Below are 14729 nucleotides of genomic sequence, written 5' to 3'. Positions count from 1 at the left end.
CTCGTCAGGCTCATAACCTGAAGGTCGCAGGTTCAAATCCTGCTCCCGCAACCAGCGTTGGCGAACAGAGTCTCGAACAAGCCGCCTCAGGGCGGCTTCGTTCGTTCTGGGGTACTCCCAACGCAAGCAAACCTGCCAACTCCCCAACCAATTCAATTGCATATGTCCCATCTACCGGGACCAATCGAATCTCCGACAACAATCCTCGAATGATCGAAGTGACTTCAGCTTGAGAAGAGGGATCGCGCAATGCTGTGGTCAAATTGGCGACTTGTTCCCGATACACATCGGACAGACCGGGGTGCAGCAAAACCGGTGGTTCATCAGAGGCGGCGGCGATCAAGGTCTCGAGTTCCGATTTGCGAACCTCCAACGCTGTCAGCTTATCCTTCATGCTGGCGTGAAACATGCCATCGCTGATGGCGTTTATTAGATTGGCGATCTTACTCTCTACTTTCGCCAGATTCCGTTCGGCCTTACTCCGTTCCTGTTGAATGGACCCAGCAAGACGATTGTATTCCTCTTGATAGGCGATGGTGAATTCCGCAATCAGATCAGGGTGCAGCAACTGTTCCTTGAGGCCGGAGAGAACACGGTCCTCCAAGTCTGTGCGTTTTATCGTCAACCGGTTGCCGCAGGTGCCCTTATTCTTGTGAGCGGAGCACCCGTAATACTGCTTTCCGACTTGGATGACGCCACTGCCACAACACCCACAGGTCAGCATGCCGGAAAACAGATGCCGTGCCCGCTTAGTGCGGCCCAGCTTCTTGATGCCATCGCTGATCGCGGCATTGCGCGTCTTTTCCTGCCGCGTCTTTACCGCGTTCCACAGGTCGTCGGGCACGATCCTCAGATCGGGTACGTCTTCGATTACCCATTCCTCGGGAGGGTTCGGTTGGGCTTGCCGTTTACCACTATTAGGGTCTTTGACGAAACGCTGCCGGTTCCAAACCAACCGCCCGATATAGAGTTCGTTGTTCAAGATGCCGGTGCCACGCTGTTGGTTGCCGTAGATCGTCGATGCGCCCCATGTTCCACGGGGGCCGGGAATGCCCTCATCGTTCAGGTGGGCAGCGATGTTGCGTGGGCTCAGCCCATTGCTGTAGTCCTGAAAGATACGTTGAACGATCTGGGCTTGGCTTTCATTGATCCGCCGTTCCCCTGTGGTGATAAACCCGTCTGCGCCCATATCTCGCACAACGTCATAGCCATACGTGATACCACCGGCTGATTTACCTTTGCGCACACGCCCCTCCAGTCCGCGATGGGTCTTTTGAGCCAGGTCTTTTAAGAACAGACTGCTCATAGTCCCCTTGAGGCCGATATGCAGTTCGGAAATCTCACCTTCAGCCACGGTGACAATCGGGATGCCCTGAAACCGCATCTGCTTAAAGAAGGCCGCGATATGTTCCTGATCGCGGCTGATACGGTCGAGACCTTCGGCTACGACGACATCGAACACGTTGCATCGAGCGTCCTCCAGCAACCGTTGATATCCGGGACGCAGATGGGACGCTCCGCTCAGCCCCCGGTCGGAATAGGTCTGGGCCTCCTGCCAGTCGTTGCCATTGATCAAGCGTAGACACAGCCGATGTTGGTCCTCGATGGAGGCGTCACTTTGAAGATCGGTGGAGTAGCGGGCGTAGATGGCGGCGCGCATGGGTCGGGCCTTTCGGACTGAGAAACAAGTTGGCCCAACCCATTATAGGCATGGATTGGGCGGTGTCTTCCACTTTCGATTGCAACCCGTTGCAATGAAAATTGCCTTGATCATAGGTATTTGACCGCACCTAAGATCGACGGGTGGGCGAGAAAGCCTACCGTTTGCGATCCAATCTCCTCATCTTTGCCTGCAAGAGAGATTGGTAGTCGTCACAGGCAGACAGTCCGGTGGCACGATTGTAGTGCTTCTGGGACATGTCCAACGTGGCATGCCCGAGGATATCCCGGATGATGTTGACATGTTCCGGGTCCGTCTCGGCGATGCTTGTCGCCGCAATGTGCCGAAACTTGTGTGTGCGCAATTCAACGCCCAGCATGCGTTGCGCCACTTTCGGCAATTCACGAGACAGGCCGTCCGGGGTGATCGGATCTCCATATTGGCTGATCCACAGCGCATTGGATGTCTTGGGTCCGAGCAAGATCGGGCGATGGACATCCAAATAAGACTTCATCGGTTGCACCAGAAACTTGGGCAGAGGAAACCACCGCGCTTTTTTGTCTTTGGTGTCTTCCGCCGAAAGATGAACCACGAACCCTTCGGCGTTTTTGCGCAGATGCTGGTCCGTTGTCAGCGCCAGCAACGCGCGACGACGTACGGGCCGCGAGATCAGAAAGGCGATCATCAAACCCGCGCGAAAGTGAATTGCGCGCTTGATGTCAGTGAGAGACGGATCATTCTCCACATCTTCGAGCCGCTGCAAACTTTTGTTAAGAATGTGTGCCGCAGATATGGCGATTGGCTTCGGCAGGCTTTTCCGGTCCGCCAGATATATCAGGCGGTTGGACAGTGTGTTCAACCAGTTCCAATCTCCTGCCGGGTGCATAGCTTTTGCAAGTACATAGAGATCGCAGATCATGTTCTTGAGAGTCATTGCGTTCACACGCGCCTCAGCTTCTTCCAGAAATCCACGCACGGCATCTTTGGTAATGCGATCCGTCGGGGATTGATCCAAAAGGGCAGGCTGATGACGCGTGACCCACGACAGCCAGTATCCATAGCTCTGGCGCCGTTTGGTGCGGCTGCCTTTAGACCAACTCGCACAAGGGCCTGTGTCGTCAAAAATGTCACCTTCCACGAAAAGGGCCTCCCAGGCGGTTTTGTCCGCCTGGGGCCAGTCTTGATAAAGAAGAACAAGCGGAATGGGATTAGTCATTGGACGTCCCCCGGATCTTCGAAAGTACCACCTCGTCGTAGTGATCATGCGCCCACTGGTTGCTAAGCGAGGCATAAAAATCCATCGTCGTCTGAAGCCGTTTATGTTTGAGCAGGCGGCGGACGGTCTCGAAGTCACCGGGGCGTTCTTCGAGGTACAGCTTGGCTGCGATGTGCCGGAACAGATGCGGGTTAACCTTCAGGCCGGTCTCTCGATAGACCCGCTGGGTGAGTTCACCACCAAAATTGCTGGGCGCACGAGGCTTTCCATCGCTGCTGCGGGGGAACAGAGCGCACCCACCCGCTTGCGACACCTGCGGACGGAATTGCATGATATAGCGGTGCAGAAGTTTGGAACTGCGGGTGTTCAGTTTGACCTCAATAGGCTCCCCATTCTTAACCTCGATCCCTTCGATGCGGATGGAATAATAGGTGTGCGTCCCCGAGCGGGCAGGGATCAAATGCTTGTCCAAATCAAGGTTCGCGAGATTTTTGACGCGCATGGGACAGCTCAGGAGGATCGTCAGTGCCGCCGCATGCATCGCCGCCAATGCGCTGTCGCGACGAGTCGGATTGTCATCCGCCCGTGCCATCAGGGTGTCCGGCAGGCTCAACAACAAGGCCACGTTCTCCCAATCATTGAACTGCGCTAGGCGTTCCGCATTCTTGTTGCTCATACCACGAGGGGTCGCTGCGACTTTCTTGTGAATGTCTTTGAGCGCCTTGATGGCGTCTTCCGGTGCGTTCAGATGGTGCCGTGCAATGGCGATGCAAGTTGCTGCAACATTGCTCAGCCCGGTCGGCAGACCCTCGTTCCCACGCCGGTCTATAATCGTCCGGAAAGCTGTTTTGAGATTGTTCGCCGTAACCACCACAGACAGGCTGGTGAATTTTTCCGGGCGTTGCCCGGAAGTTACCAGCGCGTCCAGCATCTGCCGCAGATGGGCTTCGGTGTTGCGCAGACTGGTCTCGCGCAGCGGTTTGTCAGGACCGCCTTCGCTGAACAAATCACGTTGCGCCAAGCGGTCGATATAGGCTTTGATCTCTGCCTGCAGGCTTTCCGGGTAGTCCGTCAGCGGGCGGGCCACATAGCGGTCCGACGATAAGCGGTCCAGCCGGGGAAGATCGAGACCGTGTTTGTCAATCACGTGGTTCCATGTATCGATCATGGACTGAATGTACTTGGCCGGTTCATTCTTCAGCAGCGCAGCGTCGAGGGTTGCCTGAAATGCCTGAACTACGTCGCTGTTGACCTCCGCCGGTTGGATCGACCGGGCACTGCAATAGCGTGCAAACCGCATCAAACCCCAAACCTGATGGGTGGATTGCACAGTCGTCAGAAACGTGTCCCACTCTGGGGTCAGTTCAAATTTTCCTTCAAAATCCTGCAACACCCCGACCGCACGCAACGCGCTTGCCAGATCGCTTTTGGTGGTGCTGAGGGTGTTGGGCTTCACCCCGCAGGCGGCGGGATGCAACGATGCCAGCAGCTTGCGCAGTTGCGGGATATCAGTCGGAATGTCTGACGGAGGACGGTTCATGTATGTACTGATGCGCGAGATCGCGGACAGTTTGGATTGTTGGCGTTTCTTGTCGGGGTCTGGATTGGACTTCAGAACGTCCAGAACCTCGGCCAGGGTTGTTGGTAGCTGGATCTCTTGGTGATGTGTCATGATAAACCTCTTCGGTTTTGAAATTGGGGACAAAAGGGGACATTTGGGGACATGCAGACCCATGGCGGCCCTCTTGCGGACATTCGGGAAACCAAAGGCGTGAATTTGTAGCCAAAATCCATGACCCCGTTTTCCCGAACGCCGGAAAAGCCGATTTTTGTGAAGGCCTTAGAGAACATGGGCTGCTGCCTGATTGCCGCGTTGCTGGGCAAGGGCGTGCAGGTCGCTGCGCGCAATGCGCCAATCGCGGCCTAACCGTGTCGCAGGCAGTTCGCCGGATTTGATCCAGCGACGAACGGTCTTGGTGCTGATGCGGAACAGCGCAGCGACATCGCGCACGCTGAGATAGGCGGCATCCTCTGTGATCGGCAGATCAACCATGATCCACCTCTGGGTCTTCACCGTTGCAACGGGTTGCGAAATCCGAACGCGCAGCCTCGCGTGCCAACAGCCGCACAAGGTTGATCAGGGGTTCAGGAATAGTGAAATTGGGCGGGTTGCCCTTGGGAGCAGAAGACGAACACGTCATCGATACGTTCCTTATAAAGGAACCGCTCGAGACAATGATCGCGATGTTCTGGCTTCGGAGCGCACTCCAGACGACAAAACACTGACCTCAAACGAGATCAGGATCATTGCCATCGAGTGCGTCGAGGACGAAGTGCCGTCCTGTCCAATCCCAATATTGGCGGCCCAGCCATCACGGCTGGTAGGTTGATAGTTCTTTCAGTTTATCTGACGCGTTTAGTTATATCAACCTATTGTTTTGGTTACCTTTTGCTTACTTTTTACAGAAATTATGGTTGCCATGAGATCGAAAGAACTATGGCGGATTTTTCAAAGTCTTAGTAATAGTCGCTTCTCACAAAAAGCGGCCATTCGTTTGCAGTCCACCGAGCGACTGCTTAGAGCCCAAAGGAGCCGGACGGAATTAGAGACTCAATCAAAAATATCAAAAACATCCGCGCTGAGCGGAGACGCATGAAGTGTCGAAACTAGATATGGAACGAATGCGATCGAATGTCGCGGAACAGTAAATCGCGTAGCAACCTACGTTGTTCTTAATGTGCACGAAAACATGTTTCTATCGTCGAGCGTCCGGTAGACCTGCACGTTGACACCATCGAAGCCCGCGTTGTTCGCTAAGTGAGACACGTCACAGACAAGGACACGCGCAATGACCCATGACCTGACCGTTCGCCCCCTAAAAGAAACAGATGCGTCGGACTGGCGCCGGTTGTGGACTGCCTATCTAGATTTCTATGAAACCAGCGTCAGTGAAGAGGTCTATGCCACTTCCTTTGCGCGCCTGTTGTCCGGGAATACAGGGGAATACCGCGGTCTGTTCGCAGAGATGTCCGGCCGTCCCGTGGGACTTGCTCATTTTCTGTATCATCGTTCCATGTGGACTGTTGAGGATACCTGCTACCTGATGGATCTCTTCTGCGACGAGGACGTCAGGGGCCGAGGCGTGGCCCGCGCGCTGATAGAAGGAGTTCACGCTCGGGCTAAAGCGGACGGTGTGCCCACCACCTACTAGATGACCCAGGAATTCAATTACAAAGGCCGCATGCTGTACGACAAGGTTGCCACAAAAACACCCTTCCTCGTCTACCACAAAGACGACTGACGGCGCCCAGAAGTCCTTTTGCTCCTATCGCGAAACGATTTATGCAGGTGAAGTACCGGTCACATGCGATCGACGACAACAAAAAACTGGCCAAGACACCATGATCACAAAACCCAAATCTCACAGCATCGACGCCGCTTTTAACCGCAGTGCACTCAAAGGCTCAAAGATTGAACCGAGTTATTCTGGTGCTCTGAGTTTTATGCGCCGCAAATACACAAAGGATCTCGAGGGGGTGGATGTTGCAGTCACCGGAGTTCCGTTCGATCTGTCCGTGAGCAACCGTCCCGGCACCCGCTTTGGCCCGGAGGCCATTCGCAAAGCAAGCGCGCAACATGCCTGGGGCCCCGTCTGGCCATGGCGGTTTGATCCCTTCGATACGCTCGCGACTATTGACTACGGTGATTGTGTTTTTGACTGGGGCGTGCCTCAGGAAGCACCGTTGGCGATCGAGCGCCATATATCGGGGATAATCTCGAGTGGAGTCGCCAGCCTCGTTCTTGGCGGCGATCACTACGTCACTTATCCGGTACTTAAAGCCTATGCGGAGAAGTACGGACCGATTGGCCTGATCCAGTTTGATGCCCATCGGGACGTCGAGCCGGACGAAGGTGGACGTATGGATCACGGGACCATGTTCAACCTTGCGGTGCGAGAAGGAATAATAGACCCGCAGCGAACGGTTCAGGTGGGCATCCGCACCTGTTTCGAAGGCGAAGAGACCTACGGCATGAAGATCCTATATGCGGACAACGTGCATACTGCGCCCGTCGAAGAGATTGCAGCAACCATCTTGTCCATCGTTGGGGATGCTCCGACCTATCTGACCTTCGACATAGACTGCCTCGATCCGTCCACTGCACCGGGCACGGGCACACCTGTCCCCGGTGGGCTTACCAGCTATCAGGCCCTCGCGATAATCCGTGCCCTGAAGGGGCTCGATCCTGTCGGCATGGATGTGGTTGAAGTCTCTCCGCCATTTGATCACGCGGAGATGACCTCAAACGCAGCAGCAATGATCTCCGCCGAGCTGCTTTGCCTCAAAGCCTGGGCCAGAGGCGCACGGGCCGCGTCAGAATAGCGGATAGTCGTCGGCCGCTTGGCTCAGAGGCCGAGGGGCATCGCAGACGGCTACGTGCTATCAAGCCGTCTGCAGATTGCACCGTTCTGCCTATTCAAATTCAAACGTCCGGTAGTTCTGTGTTCCGAAGATCGATTGCGCCTTGAACTCGATGGTTTTGGAAGGGTCGTTCGGGCTTACTCTTTATTGGGCGGCGCACACGCGGTGGATCGAGGCTAATAGCCACCGTCACCATGTTTTGTAGACCTCTACAGCTTTGGCGGTCAAACGGTACCGCGCCTCGACATTTGAGGCTCCATCGTAAAAAAGCACATCGCTTCTGGTATCCTCGGCAACCAATTCCCCCTCGATCCAGAAGGCTTCAAAGATCGAGCTGAACGCGACACCCTGCGGGTAGGTCACGTGCACAATCTGGTTTGCGGGCGGGGTTGGCGTGTGAACGCAGGCCCCTGCGACAGGCACGAACAGGAACTCGGTTACTTTTGTTTCATCAAAGGCAAGCGGGACGACGTAGCCGGGCAGTCGAATGGATTGTCCCAGAAGCTCGAGATTTGGACCGCGACCGGCTTTGCCATTTTGAGCGATGATCTTTCGCCGCTCTTTCATCAGACCTTCAACGTCAACCTGATGCATGGAAAGGAGCGTAAGTGCTGCTTCGTGCCGTTCGATAAATACCGTGTCTTCTCGCTCGCGTGGTGTGGACGTGCGCCATTCAACATGTATGCGCATGGCATCGCGCAAGAATGGGCGCAGGTCGTCGAAAGGCGTTTCGCTCGGGACATGCGCGGGTCGCAAGTCCGGCCAGCCGATCACGCGGACGCCTGTCGATAGATTTGGTGGAGAGGCGCTCACAGGCGTGCGCGTTAAATCAAGCGGTGTTGCAAGCGGATCAATCGGCACGCCGCCGTGTTGCTGGCCTGCAATCGCGCTCTGCCATGCCTGCTCGACACTTTGCGCCGCTACCGGGAGAGATATCAGAGCGAGCAGAGCGCCAATCGCAAAAACTGACAGCGGCTTGTTCATCCCTCTGGCACCTTCACGCTTGTGACCGCCACGCCGCGGCGCAGTTTCTCATCGTCGCCTTCTTCCCACACGGGTTCCGTCAGCAGCTTGTCCGGTTCGCCGTCGCGATCAATGTCATAGACTAACTCGCCGCCCAGATAGGTTTGCAAGACTTCGATCTTGTGAAAGTCAAAGATGTTCTCTTCGGCCTGCATGCGGATATCGCGGTCGAGTACGATGATGTCTGCGAGCTTACCCTCTTCAAGGCTCCCCAACACATCGCCTCGATCCTGAAGGCGCGCACTGCCCAGTGTTGAGCCGTGGATAACCTCGTCGAACGTCAATGGCTCGCCTGGCATGACAAGACCACCGGGTGTTCCCATGGCCTGCCGTGTCATGCCGATCTCCATACCTTCCCACGGCGAAAACACCGGAGACGTCGGCGCGTCAGGCCCAAATCCATACTCCATGAACTCAGTCACGAGCTTGAACTGGTACATGCGCTCCAGAACCTCCTTCGGCAGGTTCTGACTGGTCACATTGCGAAAGTATTCCTCGGTGGGATCAGCCCAGTGAAGTTGAAGCTGTCCGGAAACCCCGAGCCGGGCCATGCGCCGTGCATTGTCGATCGAGAGATGGTCCACGTGCGTAAAAATCTGCGGAATATCTTCGCGCACGGGCTCGCCGGTTTCATGGGCATATTCCAGTGCGTCGAGCGAGCGGCGGATCCCGGCGTTCCCTTCAACGTGTAGCATCAGGGTAAAATCGCGCTCAGTAAGCGCGTCAAAGATCTCCGCCAGATTGTCTGGACGGAAGTTCATATCCGGCCGTGTGCCGTCCAGATACGGACCCTCCATGTAGGCAAAGCGCCCCGGCGTGCCGTCGATCGCGAACTTCACAGTGTTTGCATGGAGAATACTGGGATCAACGCCCGCATCCTCTACCGCGGCCCGCCGCATCTCTAATTGTTCGATCATTGCAGTATCGCCCTCGGGCGTGCCGGTGCCCCAGAAGACCATGGCCAACTCGTGCCTGAGCGTTAATTCACCTTTTTTCGCCAGACGGACATAGACGTCATCTGCACCCTCCTTGGAACCGGCGGCGGCCTCAGTTGCACCGGTGACCCCAACTGCGTTGAGCACGCGGGCGGCTCCAACGATCGCTTCTTCCTGTTTCTCAAAGGAATAGAGTTTGTGCTGTTCCACAAACCCCGTCGAAAGATGCGCTTTCTCCTGCAAAAGTCCGGAGGGTTCATCGCCTGCTTCGTTCAGTGGCATGTACCCGCCTTTGGGTGGCTCCCAATCAGCAGTGATCCCAAGGTATTCCAAGGCTTTTGTCGAATACCAACCGTTATGTTGGGTGTTGTCGGAGATCAATGCAGGGCGCCCCCCGACAATTTCGTCCAGTTCTTCCTTGGTCGGGTTCTGGAAATGCGCGTCTGACCAACCGCCGCCAATCACCCATTCATCCGGGCCCAGGGTGGCCGCGTATTCCCGGATGACTTCGACAACCTCTTCACGCGACGCATCGTTGTAACCAAAAAGGTTGAGCATGACGAAATGTGTCTGTCCAAAGATGCGTGTGTGCAAATGCGTGTCGATGATACCAGCCATGACGGTATTTGTGCCCGCGTCGACGATCTGGGTGCCATCGCCGGCAAGCTCGCGGCAACTGTCATCGACGAGCACACAAACGATCTTGTCGCCCGCAACCGCAACCGATCTTGCCAGTGGCATCTCCGTGTTGGACGTGATGATGTTTTCACTCAGAAAAACGATGTCGGCTTGTTGAGCAAGTAACGGCGACCCGGTCACGCCGATGGCTAACGCCAGTGCACTGTATGCAGCTTTCATTCTCAAGGGTTCCCTCTGAGTTGACTGATTTGAGAATGGCAAAAGATTTGATTTTGCGTCAAATCAATTGTTTGGCCAAAAAGACGCAGGATCTCACTCAATAACTTTGGCAATCTGATGCAGCGTATCCCCGGCGCACCGGACAAATTGCTCGCATGGCCAGAACGACACCGGTACCGTTGGATGCAAACAGCTTGCGCTTAGGGGCTGCAGTTAGAAAGTCATTGACCGGAAAGCCCGGTCTCTTCCAATCTTGCTCGCAACCCGAGACAAGCGGCTTTCCGGCTGTAAAATCTACGGCCGTTTTGTCCGCAGAACGGTCATTCGTCGCAACTCTGTTCAATGTCCGCTTCGCGGACTTTCCCGCCGTTCGCCTTGCGCCCCTATACGGCCGCTATCTGCGCATTGCGGTCGTTGGTCGAGCACCGCACTTCGCAAGCGCAGCACGATCTCAGACCCTCGTGAACGGCCCATTGCGGTCACTCGTCGGCGATCTTGATTGCTGCGGTGCGGCCCGCCGAACTTGCCATTCGCCGCGGCTGCAAATTCGATCAGGCGACGGACTGGTGGTCTGCGGACAAAACAGACATGAGTGGGAGTTTTTTGCTCATTGCAGCTCTATGCAGGTTTTCCTGAATGACCGTTTTGCGGTACGTAGAAAAAATGATCACACACAGCAGACTGTCTGCCGTGCTCGCAGCTGATGTTGTGAACTACTCCGAGCAGATGAAAGCCGACGAAAACAAGACTCTTGAAGAATTGCGTAGTCTTCGCAGGTATGTGCTAGATCCGTTGGTCGGCGATCATCGGGGCAGCATCTTCAAACGTATGGGTAACGGGTGGTTGGTAGAGTTCCAATCGGTCTCTGATTGCTATAGCCTTGGTCTGATGTAATTCAGGATTGAGTTCATCCTGACAATCACTTTGCGGATTACGTGCGTCGCCGCTGCTGAATCAGTGTACATCGCCGCTAAACCGGCTGCGCCCGGAGGGATCGTTTCCAGTATGTCAGGGTTGTCCGGAATAATGGTAACGATGAAGGGCTCGCTTACGATCTCCCCAGCCTGAAAGACAGTTCCGCTGACTTGAGCTTGTCCCTGTGAAGAAATGTCAAAGATCGTATCCACCGTGCCGGTTACCAGCTCTCCCGGTCTGATTTTGAAGGCAATTTCGGCAGGCTGGCCTGGTCGAAGATGACGCAGATAGATCTGATGCACCTGAACAACCAAGGCTTTTTCCGCGGTGTCAACGAACACTCCCGCGGGCGAAAACGGGAAAGATACCACTCTTTGACCTTCCGTGATCGCAAGGTTGTTCACAAAACCTTCGGACGGAGCACGGACAGTTGTCTCTTGAAGATTCCACTGCGCTTGATCAAGCGCCGCTTGCGCTTCTGCAAGCTTAGCGACAACGCCATCCGGTGTGAGGGCATCGAGTTCTACCTGTGCACGAGAAACAGCCGCCTGCGCTTGATCGACCGCGCCTTGTGCCGCGTCTAGATTTGTTTGGCGTGTTTCGAGACGGTTTTCGGAAATTGCTCCGCTTTCGACAAGCCTGCTATCATCCTCAAAGCGTGATTGAGCAAGGTCTCGTTGCGCGATTGCCTGACGTAGTTGCGCTTGGGCGGAGGCAAGGCTCTCACGGTCCTGCCGAATTTGTGCCTCGACACGTGAAACTGTTGCTTGCGCTCGTGCAGCCGCAATTTCGAAGGGTTCCGGATCGATGCGGAACAAAACGTCGCCTTTTTGCATCGGAACATTCGGTTCTGCTACGACTTCTACAACTTGGCCAGCGACGTTTGGCACAATTGGAACAGCTCTCGTCAAAACCTTAACGGGTCCGGAGGGCGCTCCCCATTGCATTGGAATAAATAGAAATATGAGTAGGATAACCATCCAGCCGATGGTCGAAAGCCATGTCGCCTTGGAGTTTGGAAGAACCTTGAGTTTTACAAGAACGAAGAGGACGGCAACATAAATGAGGGTAAGAAAGACAATCATGACGCGCCTTCCGACCGAGCACCGGTTTCAGGATCGGTTGCTGAATTCGCCATTGCTTGCAGCGGCGACTTTGTGAACGCCCAAATCAATGCAAGCGGCCAAAATACGCCAAAGGTAATCGCGCCCAACCAGCCAGCTACATTGATCGCATCTGCTTGGGGATGTTCCCGTTGCTTTGCAATTTTTCCAGGCAGCATTGCCAAAGTCACAAATCCTACAATGACTGTGAGGATCAGTATAACAAGTACGATCCAGGCAAAAATGTCCAATCCACTCACTCGAATTGCCTTTCTATTTTAGCGATGGCTCTCAGGATTCATGTGGCCTATTCGGCCGGAGCAATATCCGGAACACGGTAGGCTCGAAATTCTTCGACATTCGGGCGATATGCCCGAAGCAGCAGATTCCAACCATCTTCAGGCGTAAAGGCAAAGTTAGGAGCAAGTCCGCGACAGTCCTCGCCACCGAATGCCACGTCAAATGACCCGTCGTCGTTGCTTATAACGCCCTGGTTGGAGCTGACGATGTTATCCGTGTCCGACATCAGGTACTTCTGCGGGCCATACACTGTGATGGAAAAGAATGCATCGACCGGCACTTCTGGGAATGTTGCCGTATAGCAAGAGCCTCCCACCGCGTTTTCAGGACCACCGATAGCGTACATTGCGTTTTCGTCTGCCGACAAACCCCAGGCGCCTGCCGTGACATAGGTGAAATACTCCCAGTCATCGACATCGGCGACCCGTTTCTGCATCGCACCGAACGATGAAGGCAGCTTGGAATACTCAGCCAGCAGGGCGGCGCGCACCCTTTCAAGTGCCTCCGCGTCAAAGATTGGCAGATCATCCTCTGGCGCGGCGCCTGAAATCGCATACTGTGGCTGCAATTCTTGGGTAACGACACGCACATCGTCAGCAGTGGCATCTGTTCCGGTTCGAATACCAACAGCGACGAAATCGGTCTCGAAATCCTCGGACGAGAACGTGTATTGACCGTCCCCATACAGGTAGAACGGCGTCATGTGGTCTTCCGTAATGATCTGGATCGATAGAAACCGGTCGCCCACATCCGGCACATCCAACGTGAACCCCTGTCTCGCATTGACGATAGCAATCGAATAGATCGTGTCGTTATTGGGCGAAACGACCCAGCGGTCGTCGGCAGTAGACAAGTTCGTGAAGTGAAAGAACTGGTTGACGCCAGAGCGGCCCATGAAGTTAGCAAAGAACGCCCGGCTGTCGGCGTTGATATACTCGGCGGCGCTCATCCCGTAATCTTTCGGATCTGTTGACCAGCCGGAACTGTCTATGTCCGGGATATCCGCCAACGACGCCGGTGCGATCAGAGTGCTGCACAACAGGACAGCTGTAATCTTGTGGAACTTCCTGGATGCGTTTTTCATTTTGTTTCAACCTCGACTGTCAAGTCAGCGCCGGGAACCGGAACATAAGCACGAAGAATAACATAGAATGGTGTCCCGGTTGGAATGCCGTTCTGACCCTCGCCGGACGGACTGAGCGTCACGGTATAAGTTCCGTCGTCGTTTGGTTCCGCTGTATAAGTGGTTTGATCGTAGATGCCCTGATCGTTTGGTATTAGCAGCTTGTTGGCGGAAGCATAGACCGTAACGGAAAAATAGCCGCTTTCTTCAACGATGTTTGCAGGCACGGTCAGAACGTATGTGTCATCACCATTAAAAGGCTGTCTGTTCTCGTCAAACACCAGTAGGCCGTACCTCACGATGTCCGACGGCGTGCCGAGCTGGCCCTGAAATACGCCAACAGCAGCGTGGATTTCGCCCACGTCGCCGGAAACATACCCGAAGACCTGGTCGGTATCCACCAGTGGCACCGCAGTTTCGATCAGCTTTAGTGCTGCCGCCTCGGTCTCGGGCGAAAATCGCTGCACGTCGCGGTCCATGTCGCCCTGGCCGCCTTCCATCACAATCTCACCGCTCAGCGCCATGACCTCGTCAAGATTGTCGACCACGACCATTCGGGTGAAGGCAAGCCCTTGGTCGGTTTCAAGGGCCAGTTTGTGAAAATCGCCTTCGGGCAAGGTTTGCCCTGGCCGGTATAGCAGGATCGGCAAATCCGGGTTCACGAGGACGCCCGGTACGTTGTGCTTCATGTCGAAAATCGACACCGAGAAGTAACGGTCATATTGCGGCGTGCGGATGATCGCCGGGCCTTCGGACAGGCTGAACCAGTTATAGCCGTAGTTCACCGTCGCTTGTGGCGTGATCACAGTGTCATCGGTTGGATCGACGAGTCCCGTGAACTGAAAGCTGCCCGGCTCGTTGGTTTCAAGCCAACGCTGCATCATGCGCACCTGTTCTTGGTTGGGATACTCGCGAATATAGTTTTCGATGGTGTCCTGAGCGGATGCAGGTGCAGTGAAGACCGGCAGAAACAAAATTAGGGAGTAAAGTTTTCGCAGAAGCATGTCGCACCAAGTTTGTTAGAAATGGTTCACTGAATTCACACCTTTCCAAGACTAGACGGTTAGCGGGACGAAGCAAGATCATTTGAACGACGCGTTGAAATGGCGCAGGATTTAACCCACGGGCGGCATGCGGATGAGCTCCAAGTGGCCAAAAAAGCTGCCATAAACGG

13 protein-coding genes are annotated in these 14729 nt (G+C 55.0%); 2 read left to right on the top strand and 11 right to left on the bottom strand.

Annotated features, from left to right (window positions below):
- Window positions 1–10: 10 nt before the first annotated feature.
- From GOV53_RS20265 to GOV53_RS20245, 5 genes are all read right to left on the bottom strand, one after another.
- Window positions 11–1660: a recombinase family protein gene (locus tag GOV53_RS20265; RefSeq protein ID WP_170470045.1), complete on the bottom strand. Its 1650-nt coding sequence runs from the start codon at window positions 1658–1660 to the stop codon at window positions 11–13.
- Window positions 1661–1817: 157 nt separating this feature from the next.
- Window positions 1818–2876 (bottom strand): site-specific integrase, encoded by a 1059-nt coding sequence (locus tag GOV53_RS20260; protein WP_170470042.1) that lies wholly within the window; start codon window positions 2874–2876, stop codon window positions 1818–1820.
- Entirely contained in the window at window positions 2869–4548 is a 1680-nt protein-coding gene (locus GOV53_RS20255) for a site-specific integrase (protein ID WP_170470039.1), read from the bottom strand. The genes GOV53_RS20260 and GOV53_RS20255 overlap by 8 nt, the downstream gene beginning before the upstream one ends.
- A 168-nt stretch (window positions 4549–4716) precedes the next feature.
- Window positions 4717–4929 carry a helix-turn-helix domain-containing protein gene (locus GOV53_RS20250; RefSeq protein WP_093965312.1) on the bottom strand — a complete coding sequence of 71 codons (213 nt, stop codon included), beginning with the start codon at window positions 4927–4929 and terminating at the stop codon, window positions 4717–4719.
- Complete coding sequence (locus tag GOV53_RS20245) at window positions 4922–5077, bottom strand: hypothetical protein (protein ID WP_170470037.1); 156 nt, start codon at window positions 5075–5077, stop codon at window positions 4922–4924. Before GOV53_RS20245 ends, GOV53_RS20250 begins: the two co-directional genes overlap by 8 nt.
- 648 nt (window positions 5078–5725) lie before the next feature.
- Here GOV53_RS20245 and GOV53_RS20240 point away from each other — a divergent pair.
- The gene (locus GOV53_RS20240; protein WP_367648811.1) at window positions 5726–6088 is read left to right on the top strand and encodes a GNAT family N-acetyltransferase; all 363 of its coding nucleotides are present in this window, start codon (window positions 5726–5728) and stop codon (window positions 6086–6088) included.
- 190 nt (window positions 6089–6278) lie between these two features.
- The gene (gene speB / locus GOV53_RS20235) at window positions 6279–7259 is read left to right on the top strand and encodes an agmatinase (RefSeq protein ID WP_170418658.1); all 981 of its coding nucleotides are present in this window, start codon (window positions 6279–6281) and stop codon (window positions 7257–7259) included.
- Window positions 7260–7487: 228 nt separating this feature from the next.
- Here the strand turns inward: speB and GOV53_RS21380 are convergent, their stop codons facing one another.
- From GOV53_RS21380 to GOV53_RS20205, 6 genes are all read right to left on the bottom strand, one after another.
- Complete coding sequence (locus GOV53_RS21380; protein ID WP_254439355.1) at window positions 7488–8282, bottom strand: DUF3299 domain-containing protein; 795 nt, start codon at window positions 8280–8282, stop codon at window positions 7488–7490.
- Complete coding sequence (locus GOV53_RS20225) at window positions 8279–10114, bottom strand: amidohydrolase (RefSeq protein ID WP_170418661.1); 1836 nt, start codon at window positions 10112–10114, stop codon at window positions 8279–8281. The genes GOV53_RS21380 and GOV53_RS20225 overlap by 4 nt, the downstream gene beginning before the upstream one ends.
- Before the next feature lie 872 nt (window positions 10115–10986).
- The gene (locus GOV53_RS20220) at window positions 10987–12114 is read right to left on the bottom strand and encodes an HlyD family secretion protein (RefSeq protein WP_170470034.1); all 1128 of its coding nucleotides are present in this window, start codon (window positions 12112–12114) and stop codon (window positions 10987–10989) included.
- Entirely contained in the window at window positions 12111–12392 is a 282-nt protein-coding gene (locus GOV53_RS20215) for a DUF3302 domain-containing protein (RefSeq protein ID WP_170470031.1), read from the bottom strand. The genes GOV53_RS20220 and GOV53_RS20215 overlap by 4 nt, the downstream gene beginning before the upstream one ends.
- Before the next feature lie 47 nt (window positions 12393–12439).
- On the bottom strand, window positions 12440–13516 hold the full coding sequence (locus tag GOV53_RS20210; protein WP_170470028.1) for a DUF1254 domain-containing protein: 1077 nt from the start codon (window positions 13514–13516) through the stop codon (window positions 12440–12442).
- Entirely contained in the window at window positions 13513–14559 is a 1047-nt protein-coding gene (locus GOV53_RS20205; RefSeq protein WP_170470025.1) for a DUF1214 domain-containing protein, read from the bottom strand. The genes GOV53_RS20210 and GOV53_RS20205 overlap by 4 nt, the downstream gene beginning before the upstream one ends.
- Window positions 14560–14729: the final 170 nt, after the last annotated feature.

Origin of the sequence: Ruegeria arenilitoris, from assembly GCF_013035315.1 — a bacterium.
GTDB lineage: Bacteria > Pseudomonadota > Alphaproteobacteria > Rhodobacterales > Rhodobacteraceae > Ruegeria > Ruegeria arenilitoris_D.
The sequence above is the reverse complement of the archived record's forward strand: the minus strand, read 5'-3'. Positions and strand labels throughout refer to the sequence as shown.

What these genes read in the sequence shown, in the direction of transcription:
- GOV53_RS20265 (WP_170470045.1), bottom strand. Translation starts at nt 1,660, where the DNA reads ATGCGCGCCGCCATCTACGCCCGCTACTCCACCGATCTTCAAAGTGAC.
- GOV53_RS20255 (WP_170470039.1), bottom strand. Translation starts at nt 4,548, where the DNA reads ATGACACATCACCAAGAGATCCAGCTACCAACAACCCTGGCCGAGGTT.
- GOV53_RS20245 (WP_170470037.1), bottom strand. Translation starts at nt 5,077, where the DNA reads ATGACGTGTTCGTCTTCTGCTCCCAAGGGCAACCCGCCCAATTTCACT.
- GOV53_RS21380 (WP_254439355.1), bottom strand. Translation starts at nt 8,282, where the DNA reads ATGAACAAGCCGCTGTCAGTTTTTGCGATTGGCGCTCTGCTCGCTCTG.
- speB (WP_170418658.1), top strand. Translation starts at nt 6,279, where the DNA reads ATGATCACAAAACCCAAATCTCACAGCATCGACGCCGCTTTTAACCGC.
- GOV53_RS20225 (WP_170418661.1), bottom strand. Translation starts at nt 10,114, where the DNA reads ATGAAAGCTGCATACAGTGCACTGGCGTTAGCCATCGGCGTGACCGGG.
- GOV53_RS20250 (WP_093965312.1), bottom strand. Translation starts at nt 4,929, where the DNA reads ATGGTTGATCTGCCGATCACAGAGGATGCCGCCTATCTCAGCGTGCGC.
- GOV53_RS20205 (WP_170470025.1), bottom strand. Translation starts at nt 14,559, where the DNA reads ATGCTTCTGCGAAAACTTTACTCCCTAATTTTGTTTCTGCCGGTCTTC.
- GOV53_RS20260 (WP_170470042.1), bottom strand. Translation starts at nt 2,876, where the DNA reads ATGACTAATCCCATTCCGCTTGTTCTTCTTTATCAAGACTGGCCCCAG.
- GOV53_RS20240 (WP_367648811.1), top strand. Translation starts at nt 5,726, where the DNA reads ATGACCCATGACCTGACCGTTCGCCCCCTAAAAGAAACAGATGCGTCG.
- GOV53_RS20220 (WP_170470034.1), bottom strand. Translation starts at nt 12,114, where the DNA reads ATGATTGTCTTTCTTACCCTCATTTATGTTGCCGTCCTCTTCGTTCTT.
- GOV53_RS20210 (WP_170470028.1), bottom strand. Translation starts at nt 13,516, where the DNA reads ATGAAAAACGCATCCAGGAAGTTCCACAAGATTACAGCTGTCCTGTTG.